Annotated in this window: 15 protein-coding genes and 1 pseudogene; 7 read left to right on the plus strand and 9 right to left on the minus strand. The window is 66.9% G+C overall.

What is annotated here, in order from left to right; genetic code table 11:
- From BMX37_RS18200 to BMX37_RS18215, 4 genes are all read right to left on the minus strand, one after another.
- Positions 1 to 302, minus strand: a 302-nt coding sequence (locus tag BMX37_RS18200; protein ID WP_139198163.1) for a helix-turn-helix transcriptional regulator, incomplete at its 3' end; no start/stop codon positions are given.
- A gap of 365 nt (positions 303 to 667) precedes the next feature.
- Positions 668 to 1,780 (minus strand): acyltransferase family protein, encoded by a 1,113-nt coding sequence (locus BMX37_RS18205; protein ID WP_170842068.1) that lies wholly within the window; start codon positions 1,778 to 1,780, stop codon positions 668 to 670.
- Positions 1,781 to 1,794: 14 nt separating this feature from the next.
- Positions 1,795 to 2,343 carry a sugar O-acetyltransferase gene (locus BMX37_RS18210; protein WP_093667198.1) on the minus strand — a complete coding sequence of 183 codons (549 nt, stop codon included), beginning with the start codon at positions 2,341 to 2,343 and terminating at the stop codon, positions 1,795 to 1,797.
- Positions 2,344 to 2,348: 5 nt separating this feature from the next.
- Positions 2,349 to 3,032 carry a DUF1349 domain-containing protein gene (locus BMX37_RS18215; protein WP_093667199.1) on the minus strand — a complete coding sequence of 228 codons (684 nt, stop codon included), beginning with the start codon at positions 3,030 to 3,032 and terminating at the stop codon, positions 2,349 to 2,351.
- Positions 3,033 to 3,128: 96 nt separating this feature from the next.
- On the opposite strand from BMX37_RS18215, the gene BMX37_RS18220 reads away from it, so the two are divergent.
- The gene (locus BMX37_RS18220; protein WP_093667200.1) at positions 3,129 to 3,689 is read left to right on the plus strand and encodes a TetR/AcrR family transcriptional regulator; all 561 of its coding nucleotides are present in this window, start codon (positions 3,129 to 3,131) and stop codon (positions 3,687 to 3,689) included.
- 144 nt (positions 3,690 to 3,833) lie between these two features.
- Here BMX37_RS18220 and BMX37_RS18225 read toward each other — a convergent pair.
- A pseudogene (locus BMX37_RS18225) lies at positions 3,834 to 4,550 on the minus strand (IS6 family transposase).
- Between the two features lie 205 nt (positions 4,551 to 4,755).
- Here BMX37_RS18225 and BMX37_RS18230 point away from each other — a divergent pair.
- Positions 4,756 to 5,661 (plus strand): LysR family transcriptional regulator, encoded by a 906-nt coding sequence (locus BMX37_RS18230; protein ID WP_093667201.1) that lies wholly within the window; start codon positions 4,756 to 4,758, stop codon positions 5,659 to 5,661.
- Positions 5,662 to 5,679: 18 nt separating this feature from the next.
- Here the strand turns inward: BMX37_RS18230 and BMX37_RS18235 are convergent, their stop codons facing one another.
- Positions 5,680 to 8,562, minus strand: a complete 2,883-nt coding sequence (locus BMX37_RS18235) for a TonB-dependent receptor domain-containing protein (RefSeq protein WP_093667202.1) — start codon at positions 8,560 to 8,562, stop codon at positions 5,680 to 5,682.
- Positions 8,563 to 8,864: 302 nt separating this feature from the next.
- Between BMX37_RS18235 and BMX37_RS18240 the strand changes: the two genes are divergently transcribed.
- The 5 genes from BMX37_RS18240 to BMX37_RS18260 all read left to right on the plus strand — a co-directional run bounded on the left by BMX37_RS18240 (position 8,865) and on the right by BMX37_RS18260 (position 16,203).
- Positions 8,865 to 10,208 (plus strand): CitMHS family transporter, encoded by a 1,344-nt coding sequence (locus BMX37_RS18240; RefSeq protein ID WP_093667203.1) that lies wholly within the window; start codon positions 8,865 to 8,867, stop codon positions 10,206 to 10,208.
- On the plus strand, positions 10,205 to 11,542 hold the full coding sequence (locus BMX37_RS18245; RefSeq protein WP_212611498.1) for an acyclic terpene utilization AtuA family protein: 1,338 nt from the start codon (positions 10,205 to 10,207) through the stop codon (positions 11,540 to 11,542). Before BMX37_RS18240 ends, BMX37_RS18245 begins: the two co-directional genes overlap by 4 nt.
- The gene (locus BMX37_RS18250) at positions 11,543 to 11,860 is read left to right on the plus strand and encodes an AtuA-related protein (protein ID WP_093667204.1); all 318 of its coding nucleotides are present in this window, start codon (positions 11,543 to 11,545) and stop codon (positions 11,858 to 11,860) included.
- A 2-nt stretch (positions 11,861 to 11,862) separates the two neighbouring features.
- Positions 11,863 to 13,869, plus strand: coding sequence for an alpha/beta hydrolase domain-containing protein (locus BMX37_RS18255; protein ID WP_170842070.1), 2,007 nt, complete (start codon positions 11,863 to 11,865; stop codon positions 13,867 to 13,869).
- 84 nt (positions 13,870 to 13,953) lie between these two features.
- Positions 13,954 to 16,203 (plus strand): beta-glucosidase family protein, encoded by a 2,250-nt coding sequence (locus BMX37_RS18260; protein WP_093667206.1) that lies wholly within the window; start codon positions 13,954 to 13,956, stop codon positions 16,201 to 16,203.
- A gap of 25 nt (positions 16,204 to 16,228) precedes the next feature.
- Here the strand turns inward: BMX37_RS18260 and BMX37_RS18265 are convergent, their stop codons facing one another.
- The 3 genes from BMX37_RS18265 to BMX37_RS19385 all read right to left on the minus strand — a co-directional run.
- Entirely contained in the window at positions 16,229 to 16,606 is a 378-nt protein-coding gene (locus BMX37_RS18265; protein WP_244501680.1) for a DUF1801 domain-containing protein, read from the minus strand.
- Positions 16,603 to 16,881, minus strand: a complete 279-nt coding sequence (locus BMX37_RS18270) for a hypothetical protein (RefSeq protein ID WP_244501681.1) — start codon at positions 16,879 to 16,881, stop codon at positions 16,603 to 16,605. The genes BMX37_RS18265 and BMX37_RS18270 overlap by 4 nt, the downstream gene beginning before the upstream one ends.
- Positions 16,878 to 17,023 (minus strand): VOC family protein (locus BMX37_RS19385; RefSeq protein ID WP_342027884.1); only part of this gene is annotated, 146 nt, incomplete at its 5' end. The genes BMX37_RS18270 and BMX37_RS19385, both read right to left, overlap by 4 nt.

Below are 17,023 nucleotides of genomic sequence, written 5' to 3' on the forward strand. Positions count from 1 at the left end.
AAGATGCGGCCGAAGGTGCCGAGGCTCTGCCACCCGGTCTGGAAGGCGATGTCGATCACGGACAGGTCCGTGTCGCGCAGCAGCGCCTTCGCGCGCTCGATCCGGCGGGTCAGCAGGTAGCGGTGCGGCGGCAGGCCGAACGCAGCCTTGAACGAGCGGGCGAAATGCGCCTGCGACACGCCGCTGACGTCGGCCAGCCTCCGCACGGGCCATGGCTCGTGCGAGCCCGCATCGATCCTGTCCTTCGCGCGCAGCAGCCGTCGTAACAGGGCCGGCCAGCGTGCCGCATCACCATTGGCCATGAGAAGAAGCTGCCAACACGGACAGGCCTAGGCAAGCTCTCCACGATGCTGAGACCATTCGCTTGCCCGACGACCAGCCTTCTGGCCGCTGCCAAGTCGACCCACATGCGGTCAGTCGCAATGCCGTGCCCGCGGTCCAACTTCCGCCATTGGTTCACTTCAACACGGAGGATACTCCCCGGTTTGCGTTTGATGCCCACCGGCCCGAGATGGAAAAGCGCGCCTACCTCCTAACCGAGTGTCACACACAGTTGATCACTATGGGTGAGGCGCTTCTCCCCTATTGCTGCCGCTCACACGTCTGGAATGCCCAACCCCGTTCGAGCTTCCGGTATTTGCCCGTATCTGGCGTTCCGCGGAACAGCTCAGATGTCGCCCGTCCGCTTGCCATCCCGCCGCTGCAAGGCTCTTCGAAGCGGCAAATCCCACAATCTATAAGCGAGAAAGGCAAAAACGACGGTGAAGACGATTAGCGCCGCCGCAACCCACATTGTGCTCCACGCGGTTGCGCCGCCAATCGCGATCCAGTTCATGTAGACGTACACGAACGGATAATGCGTCATGTAGAGTGGGTATGACAATGCGCCTGCGGTGCGACACAGTCTTCTCACCAAAGGGCCGCCGCTTGAATGCCGCCCCACCACGATAATCGCGGGAAACAACACCAGCACGCATAGCGCTTGATACAGGCCGTTAAGCTTAACGCCGCCAACCGTTGGCAACAGCGGTGCGGCAAAGGCGAGCCCAAGGGCAACGCTGAGCGGCACGAAACCGATCCGCCATCTTGGCAATCGATCCTGAAGACGAAACAGCAGCAGGCCCGTCATGAACGGGTAGGCGAGGCGCACCGGTGCACCCCAGAAGTTCGTAAGGCCCCAGCCGGTATCATAGGACCCCAGGGTGAGCGCCATGGCCGCCGACAGCAGGCCCGCGACACCGACCGCCACGGCCAGCGCGCGCGTCCCAAGCCGCCGCAGCACCAACGCATAGGCGAGGTTGCCGATATATTCCTGCAATAGCGTCCAGGCCGGTGCGTTTAGGGGATGACTGTCCCCCAGTCGGTTTGGCAGCGGGGTGGATGGCAAAGCCAACGCCGCCATGACGAACGCGCACATGACGAGGATTGCTGGCGCGGCCTGCCGGTCGCCCGCGAACGGGTCGGCCACGTAGCTGAGCAACCCCAGAATGGCGCCCAGCACGACAAGGGGGTGCAGCCGGATCAGCCTGCGCCGCAGAAACCCGGCCGTCGACATCGTCCCCCAGCGATCGTCATAGGCGTAGCCGACGACAAAACCCGACAAGGCGAAGAAAAAATCGACTGCCAGATACGCGTGCGGCAACAGCAGGCGCGGTGCGTCGAACAGCACCGTAATACCCTGGATGTGGAACGCCACCACCAGCAGCGCCGCGGTGCCACGGAGACCGTCCAGCGCCTCGAAATGATCCTTGCCATCGCAGCGTCTCGGGCCCGCATTCATGAGGGGTCGTCCCATCATTGTCGCGCCAGGCGCGCCGGATTGCCGACAACCGTCTCTCCCGCCCCGACGTCGCGGGTGACGACGCTGCCGGCCCCTACGATCGCATCGTCTCCGATCGTCACACCGGGAAGGATCAGCGCTCCGCCACCGATCCAGACATTGGCACCTATCCGGATCGGCCGTCCGAACTCGAGCGCCCGTGCCCGCAATGCGGGCTCGCGCGGATGATCTGCGGTGAGAATCTGTACGCCCGGACCGATTTGCGTGCCGGCCCCGATATCGACTCGCGCGACGTCGAGGACGATGCAGCCGAAGTTGAGGAAGGCGCTCTCTCCGAGATGGATGTTGTAGCCATAGTCACAATGGAAGGGGGGCCGGACAGTCACCCCTCGCCCGACGCTTCCCATCCCTTCGTGCAGCAGCCGTGAGCGATCCTCCGGTGCGGCATCGATCATGCCATTGTACCGAGCCATCCACGCCGCGGCCCGCGCCGCATCCGCCGCGAGTTCGGGATCGTTTGCGGTGTAGAGCTTGCCCGCCAGCATTTTCGTCTTTTCGCCCATTAGCCCTAGCTCAGGTCGTGCAGGTCTTTGCCGAGGGGCGGCGTGATGCGCAGATCAGAGAACCGCACGTCCAGTCCCTCGCGCTCGGGGGTGCAGGCCATCGGGCCAACCCGATACGACGACGCGACCGGAAACGGCGCAAGCCGCACGAGCGGCCACGTCGTCCCGTCCGCCGACACCTGGAGCCGCAGCACCCCGTTCGCAACAGTAGCGCGCATCCAAAAATCACGGGGATCGTCTGCATAGGGGCTGGTCGCCCAGTCCGACCGGCCATCGGTCAGGACGCTGCTCAACATCGCTCGGCCGTCGGACAATTCGATCCCGGCCTTGATCCAGCGCCGCTCGTCCAACCGGATCATGATGCCCGCCTGGTCGTAGAGCTTCCGGTAATCACCGCGGATGCGCACCTGCGCCGTGAAGGTGGGCGGCGTCGGAAAGCCCAGGAAATGGCCCGAATCCCGGGTGAAGCCGTAATGCGTCTCGCGCCAGAAATCCGTCGCCTGGTCGGTCTTCAGCGTCAGGTCGCCGTTGGCATCGACCTGCCAGCGACGTGGCGCATTGAGCCAGACCCCGTCGTTTCGGCCCAGCACCGTAGGCGCCGCATTCGCCCTGTCATACGCGATCGAAGGTGCCGCCATCGCAGCCACGCCGCCGATGATCGCGCGCCGCGATACTTTTGGTTCCTGCATGACCCCTGCCCTTCCGATACGCTATGGCTGCGGTGTGCCGCCCGCCGTCGAGTGGATGTGTACAAATGTACACTTAAGTTGCAAGGGGGAGTTGCAGTGAGCGGCGGGACGAGGCGGAAGGATTCTGATCGTCGACAACGGATCATCGACGCGACGCTGCATGCGATCGCGGCGCATGGTGTCTCAGGCACCACTCATCGCCGCATTGCAGCCCTGGCGGCCGTACCGCTTGGATCGGTGACCTATTATTTTGCAACCTTGGACGACCTGGTGATCGCGGCGTTCCTGCAACTGGCCGAACATTCGTCGAAGGCGTTCGCCGATCGGATGGCGATGGCTAACGATCGGGACAGCGCCAAGGACGCGATTGTCGCGATTATTGCAGGGTCGATCTGGGCCACACCGCGCACCTTGCTGCTCAGCTACGAACTCTACGCCTTTGCCGCCCGCCATCCGCCCGTCGCCGACGTGATGCGGCGATGGATGGGCAACAGCCGCGTTGCCTTGGAACGCTTCTTCGACCCCCTGACAGCACGCGCGCTGGATGCACTGGTCGAGGAAATCGGCATCCACAACTCCATCGATCCCTATCCGCTGAGCGAACACGCGATCCGGACGATTGTGGATCGCGTCACCGAACCGACCTGCGGCAGGTAACGCAGGGGCGCCATTTGGGAAGAGTCGAAGCAGAAGCGGACATCCAGCCGTCGTGAAGACCAGCCCCCACTTCGGTCGCTGGTGCCGTCAGTCTAATGCGAACCGGTCTCCACACGATGCAGGTCGGCCTTTGAGCGTGGCAGCCTAGCTCGCGAGGCTCTGCCACTCCGCCAGGGCGGCTGAGCATAGTTGCTTGTAGGTTCGGCGGCCGACGAGGTGGTGCTCAAGGTTGAAGCGGTTGTGGACGTCGGCATGCACCGGGGCGAACGTCTGCAGGCTCCGCATTCGCCTGAACCGCAGCATCGCCCATTCCCGTCGTCGGAACGGCAGATGGCTGTTCTCCACCCGGTTGTTGAAATAGCGGCCGACCTCCTGCTTGTCGCGGCAGCCCAGCTCCTCGAGCGGGGCGCCATAGCTGCGCAGGCCATCGGTGGTGATGGTTTCAGGTGAGCCGTGACGCTTGAGCGACTTCCTCATGAAGGCGAGCGCCGCCTTCTTGTCCCGGGTCCTGGTGACATAGCTCTACTGAACCTCGCCCTCGTGATCGACGGCCGCCACAGGTAGCGGGTCTCGCCGTTGATCTTCACGAACACCTCGTTGAGGTGCCAGCGCCAGTGGCCGAAGCCGCGCATCGCACTCACTCGCTGACGGCGGATATCGCCGGCGAATAGCGGTCCGAAACGGTTCCACCAGTGGCGCACCGTCTCGTGGCAGGATGTCGATGCCGCGCTCAAACAGCGGGCCCTCAACGTTCCGCAGCGAAAGCGGGAAACGCACGTACATCAGCACCACCAACCGGATCACCTGCGGCGAGGAGTTGAAGTACCGGAACAGACTGGCAGGCTTCCGAGGTCGGGCCATGCCCTGACCTACCCGATCTCAACGACTGGTGCATTACGTCTGACAAGACCTTGGACATCATTTGAGGTAACCGAACGACTTGGCGACGGGGCGTGTGATTTGCAGTGCCTCGCTGCACAATGCTGGCGCGCCTGGCCCGCCACGTTGGTTGACGGGCCTCGACGAGACCGTTGACCACCACGCGACATACCCGCATCCAGACCGCATGCGACGCACTCCCAGCCTGACGAGTCTGCGACTTTTTATGCTGGTCGCCTACCACCGCAGCTTCAGCGAGACCGGCCGCGTCGCCAACGTGTCTCAGCCCGCGCTCAGCCGGACTATCCGCCTTTTGGAGGAGCAATTGGGGGCGCGATTGTTCGACCGCGATTCCCGCAACGTCCGGCTGACCGATGCTGGCGAAGCGCTGCTGCCGATCGTGGAGCGTCTGACGGCCGATTTCGACCACGCCTTTTCGGAACTGGCGCCGCGCCTGACTGGGGAGCGCGGACGCGTGGTCGTGGGCGCACTGCCATCGGTGGCGGCCGGGGCCCTGCCGGCTGCGATCGCCTCGTTCCGGATCACCCACCCGCAGGTCGACGTGGTGTTGCGTGATCAATTGTCCGGTGCCCTGTACCAGCAGATGCAGGAACGGCAAATAGACCTGGCCGTGACTACGCCGCCGGATGAGGGTGACTTCCGGTTCGAGCCGATGATGCGGGACGCAATGGTGCTGGTGGTCGCCGCGGGCAGTCCGCTCGACACCGGCACGCCGGCAAACTGGTCGATCTTCGCCGATCATCCCTTCATCGCCATGGCTCCGCGCAGCAGCGTGCGCGAGTTGACCGATGCGGCGATGATCACGGCGAAGGTGGTGGCGCGCGGGCATTATGATTGCACCCAGCTGGCGACAGTGGGCGCCCTGATCGAGGCCGGGCTCGGCATCACTGCCCTGCCCCGCTCGACGTTAGGCTTGTTGCAGCGCGGACGCATCGCGGAGCGGCCGCTGAAGGGACCGCATGTCGAACGCACGATCGGGCTCGCCTACCCGATCGGTCGCACGCTACCGCCGGCCGCCGATGCGTTCCGACGGCATGTGCTGGACCAGGCGGGGGTCACACCGGCTGCGTGACTCCGATACCCGACGCGGTCAGAACTTCGCGCCGAGCCGCAGATACGTCTGCCGGCCGAACGGATCGCCCAGCGTCGACAGATAGCCGGTGTACTTGGCCGCCGGCGGCGTCTTGTTGAACGCGTTGATCATGCCTGCCGTCAGCTCGAAACGACGCTCCGGCCCGAACTGCACGCCGGCCTGCACGTCGAACACCGACCAGGCGCCGATCCGGTCGCTGACCGGCGCACCGACGACCGCCTGGTAGTCGTCCACGACGCCCGAGACGTAGCGCCACGTGCCGGATGCGAAGACCCGGTCGACAGACAGGTCCACGCTGGCCAGGTTACGCCAGCGCGGCGCCGCCGCCGATGTGAGCGGCGACGTCTGATAGTTGTTGCGGTGCCCTACGCCGTCATAGACCACCGTGCCGGTGTCCACGTCATAGGTCGCCAGATAGCTGAGATTGTCGCGCAGCGAGATCTGCGCCGCGCCGATATCGAACGTGTAGCTGCCCGCCACGTCGATGCCGGACGTGCCCGTGCCGCTGGCGGCGTTATACGACTGGACGATCACCGTCTGGGCGGCACCACTCGCATCGCGCAGCACATTGGGGCCGTTCGGGTTCGCGTTGATCACCGCCTGGCCATTCTGCAACTGGATCTGGTTCTTGTACTTGTAATGCCAGTAATCGACCGACAGGCGCAGGCCCGCCGTCGGCAGCAGCGTGCCGCCGATGTTGAAAACATCCGCCTTTTGCGGTTGCAGATTGGGGTTGCCGAAGGTCTGCACCGACCGGAAGGTGGTGGTGCGGTCGTTCGGATCGATGATGTTGACGACGTTGGTACTGATCAGCACGGCGGCCGAATTCTGGATGGAAGGCGCCTGGAACGCCTTGCTGGCGGAGGCACGCAGCGAAAGCGCCGGGACGATGCGCCAGTTCGCCGCGATCTTCGGCGCGATAGTGTCGAAATTGCCGTAATCCTCGTACCGCGCCGCGGCATTGACGTTCAGGCCGTCGATCACCTCGTAATTCGCCTCAGCAAAGACGCTCTTCACTTCCCGCTCGAAGGCAGTGTTGCGATTGGGGCCGAGAAAGCCGGCAAAGCCGCTGGTTAGCAGATCCGAATATATGTTGCTCAGCTTCTCCTTGCGATATTGCGCACCGACCGCGACATCCAGCGCATGGCCGTTGATCGTCGCCAAGGTCCCGTTCACGACACCTTCGCCGATCGCGTATCCGACCTTGGTGTTGTAGACGGCGTTGCTTTGCAGGTTGAAGATCAGCGACGGATCCAGCCCGGCCGTGTCCTTCGCGAAGGGGCTGTAGTACAGACAGTTGCCCTGCCCTGCCACGGCGCCCGCCCCCGGCCCGCTGTACCGGTTGTTGCAATTGGGGCCGCCATATCCGTTCAGCGCCGCCTGGAACAGGGTAAGGTTGGTGTCGCGATCGATCGACTGCACGTCGGCGCGCGAATAGGTGGCGTTGGCGGTGTACCGCCAGCCGCCGCCGATATTGCCGCGCGCACCCAGCACGAATTGCCGCTGGTCGACCTTGTCCTGGATCAGGCGGTATTTGTAATCGGGAAAGCCGGCGGAGCCGATCGCGCGGCCGACAAAGGCGACATCCACGCCGAACGGGTTGTACGGATTGGTCGCCGGGACGATCGGCGGCCGGGCCCCGATCCGGTTCTGCGCGTAGGACGGGACGCTGTAGCGCTTCGAGTCCTGGTGGTAGATGCTGATCTCGGCGAACAGCGTGTGGCCCGGCGCGACCTCATAGGTCGTGTCGTTGTGGATCAGATAGCTTTTCGCCTCTGGCCGAATCGGGTTCTGCGCCTGGAAACTGAACTGACACGAACCCAGGCCGAACCCGGGGCCGTTGGCCGCCGGCACGTAGCGGCTCTGGGTTTCTGCAGAGCCGCAGTTCGGGTCCACGACGCTGACCGTGCCGGCGGCGTTGCGGTAGGTGTCGTAAAGGCGCGAGTAATTGTTGCCGTTGATGATCACGTCGCCGCCGGTTGCGGTGCGTGGACGCGCGTACAGGATGTAGCTTCCCGGATTGGCACCAGCGCCGGACGACGGGTTGAAGAAGTTCGTGATCGCCCGATCGCCGTTCTGCAGGCTGTCCTGATACCGATATTCCGCGGAGGTGACGCTGTGGAAGCGATCGTCGCCCAAGCCAAACATCGCCTGCACGTTGAAGGCCGGCGAGTCCTTGATGTGCGTGCCCTGCGCGGACACCTTCAGGCCATTGAAGCGCGTGTTGGTGATGACGTTGAACACACCCGCGACCGCGTCCGCGCCATAGGTGGACGATGCGCCGTCGAGCACCGTCTCCAGCCGCTCGATCGCGATTTCCGGCGTCAGGCTGTTGAGGTTGACGAAGCCGTCTGCGGGCACGACGCGCCGGCCGTTGAGCAGCACCAGCGTCGCGCCGGCGCCCAGGCCCCGCAGGTTCGCCGAGCGGGTATCGCGGGAATCGGCTCCGCCCCCCTTTGCAAGATCCTGGATGCCGCCCGCGCTGCCGACATTCTGCGGAATGAAACGGGTGATATCAGCGAGCGACGTGACGCCGGTGCGATTGAGGTCCTGCGCCGTGATCGACAGGACGGGGGACGCGCGATCCTCCTGGCGAACGTTCAGATACGATCCCGTGACGACGATGTCCGCGCCGACTGCCGGCTCGGCCGGTGACGTGCCGGACGGCGCGGTGCCTGCGGTCGTGGCATCGTCGGTGGTCACCGGCTGTGCGGGCAGGGACGACGGGGATTGCTGTTGCGCCGGGGCGGGACTGGTCGGGGCCGCAGGGGGCGCCACCACTTGTGCCGATGCCGTCCCGGCCAGCAGGAGCGTGCCCGACACGGACCCCAGAACCGTCATCGACAACAGGTGCTGGCGCATTTGCGGAATGAAGCTCATGTCGTTTCCCCTCCTGGATCACGGCTGGGCGACGAAGAGCGGATTGGCGGAGGACGTGACGCCCCCCACTCCGTTTTGATCCTCTTCGTCCCGACCTTTCGCCGAGTTCCGCATTGTCATGGAGCCGGACGGCCGAGATAAAAAATAGAAAATTGTGATCGACCTATGCACTTGGTGGATCGATGACACACAGGCACAGCGATCAGTTTTCTGCATAGGTCTATTCAGTATTTCTCATTGATGGATAGTGCGGCGAACCGCATGATGAGGGCGACCGGCATCCGATCGGTCAGGGGAGGAACATGCTCGCAATCACAGGAGTGTTGGCGGTCGCGTCGCTGCTCGCGCTCATCCTGTCGAACCGGACCTCGCCCCTGGCCGCGCTGATCCTTGTGCCGGTGGTGGCGGCGATGGCGATCGGCGCCGGCCCCGCCGTGCCGGCGTACATCGTTGCCGGCATCGCGAAGATCGCGCCGGTCGCCGGCATGTTCGTGTTCGCGATCCTGTTCTTCGGCATCATGACCGATGTCGGACTGCTTGCACCGCTCGTCTCCCTGGTGTTGCGCATGGTGGGGGAGCGGCCGACCCGCATCGCGGTCGGCACCGCGCTGCTGGCGCTGGTGATCCACCTCGACGGGTCGGGCGCCGTGTGCTTCCTGGTCACGATCCCCGCGCTCCGCCCGCTGTACGACCGGCTGGGGATGGACCGGCGGGTGCTCGCCTGCACCGCCTCGCTGGCGGCGGGCGTCAACTTCCTGCCATGGACAGGGCCTACGCTGCGTGCATCGGCCTCGCTGAAGGTACCGGTCGGCACCCTGTTCACCCCCATGATCGGCGTTCAGGCCGCGGGACTCGCCTTCGTCTTCGCGGCCGCCTGGTGGCTTGGCCATCGGGAGGAGAGGCGCTTGGCCGCCGGCCTGCCGCTGCCGCTGCCGGGCACGAGGTCGCCGGGCGCTACCGACGCGTCCGGGGCGATCCGCTCGACACTGCTGCATGCCGAGGACGAAGAGGTGATCCGCCTGCGCCGCCCCGCGCTGTTCCCAGTTAATGTCGTGCTGACGCTGGTGGTCGTCGGCGTGATGATCGCCGGGCTGGTGGAGCCGGTCGTGGTGTTCATGATCGGCACGGCCGTGGCGCTGCTGATCAACTATCCCGACGCGGCCGAACAACGGGCAAGGATCGACGCGCATGCTCGCGCGGCATTACTGATGGCGGGCATCTTGCTCGCGGCCGGCGCGTTCACCGGGATCATGACCGGATCGGGCATGATCGGCGCGATGGCGGATGCCGGCGCACGCCACGTGCCCGACGCGCTCGGATCGCACCTGCCGGTCGTGGTGGGCGTGCTGGCGATGCCGCTCAGCCTGTTGTTCGATCCCGACTCCTTCTATTTCGGCGTGCTGCCCGTCATCGCGCATGTGGCCGAACGCTTTGGCGTGGAGGGCATCACCATCGGTCGCGCGGCCCTGCTGGGCCAGATGACGACCGGCTTCCCGGTCAGCCCGCTGACACCCGCGACGTTTCTCGTTGCCGGCCTGTCGGGCATCGAGCTGGGCGCGCACCAGCGGTTCGCGATTCCCTGGTTGTTCGCCGCCACTCTGGTGATGGTCGCGACGGCTCTGCTGATCGGGGTGCTGCCGCTGTGATCGACAAACGCATCATCCGTATCGGCGCGGGCGCGGGTTTCGCAGGCGACCGGATCGAACCAGCGCTGGAGTTGGTGGAACAGGGCGATCTCGACTTCCTGGTCTTCGAATGCTTGGCCGAACGGACGATCGCGCTCGCCCAGAATGCCCGGCGCGCCGATCCGGACGGCGGGTTCGACCCATTGCTGCTGGAGCGCATGCGCCGGGTCCTTCCGGCCGCAAGAGCGCGGGGCGTGCGGATCATCACCAACGCCGGCGCCGCCAACCCGCTGGGCGCCGCACACGCGGTCGCAGCCCTGGCGCAGGAGCTTGGCCTGCCACCGCTGCGCGTCGCCGCGGTGCTCGGCGACGACGTGCTGGAGGCGATCGCCACCCGCCCGTTCCCCCTCATCGACCGGGAGGGGACCAGCGCCGATCTGCCCGCCGTCATCTCCGCCAACGCGTATCTCGGCGCCGGGCCGATCGCCGACGCGCTCGATCAGGGTGCGGACGTGGTCGTCACCGGCCGTGTCGGCGACCCCGCACTGTTCGTCGGACCGCTGATCCACGCGTTCGGCTGGTCGATCGAGGATTCATCGTTGATGGGCCGCGCGACCGTCGTCGGCCATCTGCTGGAATGCGCCGGGCAACTGACCGGTGGCTATTTCGCCGATGCCGGCCGCAAGCATGTGCCAGGCCTCGCCCGGCTGGGCTTTCCCTTGGCCGAAGTGGCGGCCGATGCCAGCGCCGTGGTCACAAAGGTCGCGGGGTCGGGCGGCCTGCTGTCGCTCGCCACGTGCAAGGAACAGCTGTTGTACGAGATTCTCGACCCGGCCGCCTATTACCAGGCGGACGTGGTGGCGGATTTTCGATCGGTCCGGCTGCGCGAGGTCGGTGACGACCGCATCGCGGTAACGGGCGGCGACGGGCGGCCCAGACCCGACTCGCTGAAGGTGTCGATCGGCTATGACGACGGCTTCATCGGCGAGGGGCAGATATCCTATGCTGGGCCGGGAGCGCTGGAGCGCGCCCGCCTGGCGATCGACGTGGTGCGGGAGCGGCTGGCGATCGTAGGCGTGCCGCTGGACGAGGCGCGGTTCGACCTGATGGGGGTGGACGCGGTGGATCGTACCGGACGGGGGCTTCCCCCGCGAGAGGTTCGCCTGAGGATCTGCGCACGCGCCGCCACGATCGAGGCGGCGCAGCGCATCGGCGCGGAGGTGGAGGCGCTGTACACCAACGGCCCGTTCGGCGGCGGCGGCGCGACCCGCAGCGTGCGTCGCGTCGTCGCCGTCGCATCGACCCTGATCCCGGCGGACATGGTGCAGCCGCGCGTCATCATGGTGGAGGGCTGAATGCTGCTCGGTGACGTCGCGCACCTTCGCACGGGGGACAAGGGCGACATTTCCCAGATTTCGGTGATCGCCTACGATCCGGCCGATTTCCCGCTGATCGCGCGCGAGGTGACGGTGGCGCGGGTCCTTCGCCACCTGAGCGGCGTCGCGGTACGCGCTGCCACCCGCCACGAACTGCCCGACCTGGGCGCGCTCAATTTCGTGCTGGAAGGTGCGCTGAACGGCGGCGTCACCCGGTCGCTGGCGCTGGACGCGCACGGCAAGGCGCTGGGCGCGCAACTCCTCGACCTGCCGCTCGACGGCGATGCGGAATCATGATGATGACCAGACCCACGCTTCGCATCGGCAGCGTCATGCTGCTGGCCACCCTGCCCACCACCGCCGATGCGCGGCTGACCCGCCTGATCGTCGAGCGTACGGAGGCGGTCGCACCAGCGCGTCCGGGCGCGCCGGCCTATCGCATCCTGCACGGGCGGTACGAGGGTCAGGTCGATCCCGCCGACCCGCACAACCGCATCATCACCGACATCGCCGCCGCACCCAGGCTGAGCAACGGACGCGTCGCATACAGCGCGACCTTTGCCATTGCCCTGCCCGACGATCCGGCGCGGACGAGCGGCTTCCTGATGTACGACGTGCCCAACCGCGGCAATGGCGCGGTCGCGGCGGACCCGGACGGCCACGTCCGCGTGATCAGCGGCTGGCAAGGCGACATCTCGGCACCGGACGCACAGCGGTTGACGGTGCCGGTCGCGAGCGGCCCGCGGGGGCGCCCATTGACGGCGACGGTGCTGCAGCGTTTCACCGACATGCCGGCGGGGGCGGCCAGCATTGCGATCGTCGGCGGGATCGGGCGCCCTACGCCGCGTCCCCTGCCCGTCTCGCTGGATACCCGCCGCGCCCGGCTGTTCCGCCAGTCCAGCGACGCCGCCGCGCCGGTCAACATCGCATCCGGCAACTGGGCCTTTGCGGACTGCCGCACCACGCCCTTTCCCGGCCGACCCGACCCGACCCAACTTTGCCTGCGCGGCGGGTTCGACAACGGTCAGGCCTATACGCTGGTGTATCGGGGCAGGGGCCCGCAGGTGCTGGGGCTGGGCTTCGCCGCCGTCCGCGACCTGAACGCGTTCCTGCGCTCCGCCGCCGCGGACGATGCGGGCACACCCAACCCCGTCGCGGGACGAATACGCTGGCCGATCCTGACCGGAACGTCGCAATCGGGCAATTTCGTCCGCAGCTTCATCGCCCTCGGCTTCAATCAAAGCGAAGACGGCCGGCGCGTGTTCGACGGCGCCAACCCCAACATCGCCGCGCGGCAGGTGCCGCTCAACATCCGCTTCGGCGTCCCCGGCGGCGCGGCCGGATTGTACGAGCCGGGCAGCGAAGGGCCGCTATGGTGGAGCCGGTACAACGATACGGCGCGGGGGCGCGGCACCGCCAGCCTGCTCGACCGCTGCCGCGCCACCGCCACCTGCCCCCGCATCGTCGAGACGTTCGGATCGGCCGAGTTCTGGGGGTTGCGCATGTCGCCCAATCTGGTCGGCACCGATGCCAGCGCCGACCTGCCGCTGCCGCCGGAGGTGCGCCGCTACTATTTTCCCAGCGTGACCCATGGCGGCTCCTACACCGGCGGATTTCCGCTGGCCGGGGACAAGCCCTATCCCGGCGCGCCCGCCTGCACCCTGGCGTGGAACCCCAACCCCTCAGCCGAGACACGCCGTGCCGTGCTGAAGGCGCTGGCCGACTGGGTCAGCACCGGCAAGGCTCCGCCGCCAAGCCGCTATCCCACCATGGCCGCGGGCGACCTGGTCGCGCCGACCGCGCGCGCGATCGGCTGGCCGGCGATCCCCGGCGCCCCCTCCCCGGACGGAAAGCTCAACACCTTCCTCGACTATGACTTTGGGCCGGCCTTCGACTATCGCGACCTGTCGGGCGTGCTGAGCCGACAGCCGCCGGCGGTGCGCCGCACGATCCCGTCGCTGGTGCCCAGGGTCGATTCCGACGGCAACGAGACGGCGGGCGTGCCCTCGGTCCAGCTGCTGGTGCCGATCGGCACCTATACCGGCTGGAACGAGCTGGCGCAGGGGTTCGGCAAGGGCGGCGGTTGCGGCTTCGTCGGCGGCTTCGTGCCGTTCGCCAAGACGGAGGCGGATCGGCGCGCGGCGCGGGATCCGCGCCCGTCCCTCCAGTCCCGCTACCGCGACCATGCAGGCTTTGTCGCGCGCGTCCGCGCCGTTGCCGCGGATCAGGTTCGCCAGGGCTGGTTGCTCGCCGACGATGCCAAAAAACTGGTCGCCCAGGCCGAGGCCAGCGATGTTCTGCGCTAGACCCCCGTCACGCACCGATCAGCCAATCCCCACTCCACCGCCGCCCGAACCCGGCGCACCGCTCATGATCCAAGGATCGTTCCGATGACCCACCACCGTGTCATGCTGCTGGCGACCACGCTGGCTATCCTTGCGCCGTTCGCCGGCACCGGCGCCATAGCGCGCGACCGCCCGCAGGCGGGCCGCGACGCGTCGGCACGGGCGGAGGCGACGCTGCGCCGGATGCGCGGCGACGAAAAGACGGTGCTGACCCATGGCATCATGCCGCTGCCGCTGGGGGAGAACGCCCCGGCCCCGCCCGCCGACGCGATCGCAGGCGCGGGCTATGTGCCGGGCCTGCCCAGGCTGGGCGTCCCAGCGCTGCGGGAGACGGACGCGAGCCTGGGCGTCGCGTATGTCTTCGGGCTGCGAAAGGACGGCGCCACGGCCCTGCCCTCCGGCCTCGCGATGGCCTCCAGCTGGAACGATGCGCTGGTCGAACAGGGTGGCCGCATGATCGGCGGCGAGGCGAAAGCCAAGGGGTTCAACGTCCTGCTCGCCGGCGGTGTCAACCTGATGCGCGACCCGCGCAACGGCCGCAATTTCGAATATCTGGGCGAGGACCCGCTGCTCGCCGGCACGCTGGCCGGTCACGCCATCCGCGGTATCCAGTCCAACAACATCATCTCCACCATCAAGCATTTCGCGCTGAACGGGCAGGAGACCGCGCGCAAGTTCGTCGACTCGACCATCTCGGAATCGGCCGCGCGCGAAAGCGACCTGCTCGCGTTCCGGATCGGGATGGAGATCGGCAACCCCGGATCGGTGATGTGCGCGTACAACCGCGTCAACGGCGAGCAGGCCTGCGCCAGCGACCGGCTGCTCAACCGCGTGCTGAAACGGGACTGGGGCTATAAGGGCTTCGTCATGTCCGACTGGGGCGCGGTACCGGGCCTGAACGCCGCGTTGAAGGGGCTGGACCAGCAATCGGGCGAGCAGCTCGACACTGGCGTCTTCTTCGGCGACCGGCTTGCGGCGGCGGCCCAGTCCGACCCTGCCTATGCCGCGCGGCGCGACGACATGAACCGGCGCATCCTGTGGGCGATCTACGAGCACGGGCTGGACCGCTCGCCCGCGGGTGCCGGCGGCGCGATCGACGTCCAGGGCAACGCGGACGTCGCGCAGCGGGTGGCCGAACAGGGCATCGTGCTGCTGCGGAACCAACACGGCGCACTGCCGCTGGCAGCATCGTCCAGGCGTATCGCGGTGATCGGCGGCTATGCTGACACCGGCGTGCTGTCTGGCGCCGGCTCCAGCCAGGTGCAGGGACAAGGTGGGCCGGCGCTATCCATTCCGCTTGGCGGCACCGGCCCCTGGGCCAGCTTCATCACCCAGTCCTATCAGCGCTCCGTCCCGCTGGCGGCGATGAAGGCACTGGCGCCGCAAACCGATTTCCGTTTCCGCGACGGCCGCTACATCGCCGATGCGGTGGCACAGGCAAAGGCGGCGGACGTCGCCATCGTGTTCGCGACGCAATGGTCGACGGAAGGGCTGGACCAGCCCGACTTGTCGCTGCCGAACGGCCAGGACGCGCTGATCGATGCCGTGGCGCGTGCCAACCCCAACACGATCGTGGTGCTGGAAACGGGCGGCCCCGTCCTGATGCCCTGGCTGGACCGCACGGTGGCGGTGGTCGAGGCGTGGTATCCCGGTGGGCGCGGGGGTGAGGCGATCGCGTCCGTCCTGTTCGGGCGCACCAACCCGTCGGGGCACCTGCCCATCACCTTTCCGGCCGGCATCAACCAGCTGCCCAGGCGGGTCGTGGATGGATTTGACGTGCTGGAGCCCGATTTCACCGGCAATCCGCCGCATGGCGACATGGTGCTAAAGGCAGATTACAATATCGAGGGTTCGGATATCGGTTACCGCTGGAATGCGCGCCAGCATCTGAAGGCGCTGTTCCCGTTCGGGCACGGCCTGTCCTACACCCGCTTCACGACATCGGCATTGCAGATGAACGGCACGCGGGCGAGCGTGACGGTCGCCAACACCGGCGACCGCGACGGCGCGACGGTGGCGCAGCTCTACCTTGTATCTCGCAACGGCAAACCTGGTCAGCGGCTGGTCGGATACCAACGCGTTGATCTTGCGCGGGGCGGGTCTCAGCGGGTCGACTTCGACATCGATCCCCGCTTGCTCGCGGACTGGGCGGACGGTGGCTGGTCGATGCCGGCGGGTACCTATGTGTTCGCGACCGGCGAAGATGCGGAGACGCTGGGCATGCCGGTGTCCGTGCGGATGGCGGCCAGGCGTTGGATCGACGCTCCGCTCGGCCAGCCAGTGCGCCAACGTTGAGGGTAGCCCAAAGCGGAAAACGGCCTCAGGATGGACCGGCCAGGTTCGCTGCGACGGCTCGACGAATGAGCGCCCTCAGGGCCACGGTGCCAAGCGTGTCGCCGTCCCGCAGGTCAACGGCGCGGCGCACGCCGTTCGCAGGCACGTTGAACAGACCGTCGGGATCGTCGATATCGCGGCCTCGCATGAAGGTCAGCTTGACCTTGTCCTTGTAGCTCTCACCGGTGCAGATGATCCCGCCGCGCGACCAGGTGGGCACGCCGAGCGGATTGGTCGGCTTGCGCCACTTGATCTCCTCAGTGATCGCCGGATCGGCGCTCATGATGACGTGCCGGACGCGCGCAAGCAGGTCGCCGCGCCAGTCGCCCAGGCTCTCAATTTTGCGGGTAATCGGGTCCGTCACCGGACCCCGCCATGCCGGGCACGGCGCACGGCGAGCACCCACGGCGAGACGAGCATGACCAGCCCGGTGGCGAGCAGAAACAGGAGCGGCGGGAGCGGCGCATAGGTGATCCAGACGGGAGGCGAGCCCCACGGCATCACCGCAAAGTTCGCCGCGACGGCGAGGGTGAAAAGCGTCGCGATCCGGCGATGCAGGCTTCGTGCGCGTCGCGGATTGGGCATGGCAGCTTCGGGTACCCGCGCTTGCGGGCCGGCCCGATAGAAGGCGGCGTTCACGACCGTGCCTCGATCAGCTTCCAGCCGTTGCCGGATGGGTCCCGGAAGCTCGCGTCAACGCTGCCGAAGCGCGCGATCGGCTCCTGCGTGAACTCGACGCCAGCGGCCGCGAAGCGGCTATACGCCGCACGGCAGTCCTCCA

The sequence above is a fragment of the Sphingomonas gellani genome, assembly GCF_900110035.1.
Lineage (GTDB): Bacteria > Pseudomonadota > Alphaproteobacteria > Sphingomonadales > Sphingomonadaceae > Sphingomonas > Sphingomonas gellani.

What these genes read in the sequence shown, in the direction of transcription:
- BMX37_RS18205 (WP_170842068.1), bottom strand. Translation starts at nt 1,780, where the DNA reads ATGAATGCGGGCCCGAGACGCTGCGATGGCAAGGATCATTTCGAGGCG.
- BMX37_RS18210 (WP_093667198.1), bottom strand. Translation starts at nt 2,343, where the DNA reads ATGGGCGAAAAGACGAAAATGCTGGCGGGCAAGCTCTACACCGCAAAC.
- BMX37_RS18215 (WP_093667199.1), bottom strand. Translation starts at nt 3,032, where the DNA reads ATGCAGGAACCAAAAGTATCGCGGCGCGCGATCATCGGCGGCGTGGCT.
- BMX37_RS18230 (WP_093667201.1), top strand. Translation starts at nt 4,756, where the DNA reads ATGCGACGCACTCCCAGCCTGACGAGTCTGCGACTTTTTATGCTGGTC.
- BMX37_RS18235 (WP_093667202.1), bottom strand. Translation starts at nt 8,562, where the DNA reads ATGAGCTTCATTCCGCAAATGCGCCAGCACCTGTTGTCGATGACGGTT.
- BMX37_RS18240 (WP_093667203.1), top strand. Translation starts at nt 8,865, where the DNA reads ATGCTCGCAATCACAGGAGTGTTGGCGGTCGCGTCGCTGCTCGCGCTC.
- BMX37_RS18250 (WP_093667204.1), top strand. Translation starts at nt 11,543, where the DNA reads ATGCTGCTCGGTGACGTCGCGCACCTTCGCACGGGGGACAAGGGCGAC.
- BMX37_RS18255 (WP_170842070.1), top strand. Translation starts at nt 11,863, where the DNA reads ATGACCAGACCCACGCTTCGCATCGGCAGCGTCATGCTGCTGGCCACC.
- BMX37_RS18260 (WP_093667206.1), top strand. Translation starts at nt 13,954, where the DNA reads ATGACCCACCACCGTGTCATGCTGCTGGCGACCACGCTGGCTATCCTT.